Raw genomic sequence first — 308 nt, 5'->3', positions numbered from 1 at the left:
AATAACATCAACCAGTATTCTGTTTCATTGGCTTCCTTTAAAGCTATATTCATTTTATTTATAAAATCAGCACGACTTTGAGCATGTTATGAAGAAATTACCTGCCGATAAAACTACAATATGGTGTGCAGCTGTTGATCCGAAGGATGAAGGCAAAGTTACCATTGAGATATTTACCAGAGCTCAAAACTTACAACTTCCCCAAACACGTGGTTTTGGAGTTGATTGTGCATTTATTGCTGCCAATTTTGCAAAAGCCACATACATAGAAAAACAAAGTGAACTTTGTATAATAGCCAAACATAATT

Annotated in this window: 2 pseudogenes; one reads left to right on the top strand and one right to left on the bottom strand. The window is 34.4% G+C overall.

Annotation, left to right across the window (positions count from 1 at the left end):
* Positions 1-86 (bottom strand): annotated as a pseudogene (locus D0T85_RS22315) (four helix bundle protein); the annotation flags it as partial.
* Positions 87-88: 2 nt separating this feature from the next.
* Between D0T85_RS22315 and D0T85_RS22310 the strand changes: the two are divergent.
* Positions 89-308: pseudogene (locus tag D0T85_RS22310) on the top strand (hypothetical protein); the annotation flags it as partial.

The organism is Bacteroides sp. 519, assembly GCF_010500955.1.
Taxonomy (GTDB): Bacteria; Bacteroidota; Bacteroidia; order Bacteroidales; family Bacteroidaceae; genus Bacteroides.
Note: the sequence above shows the minus strand (reverse complement) of the source record. Positions and strands in the feature narration are given on the sequence as shown.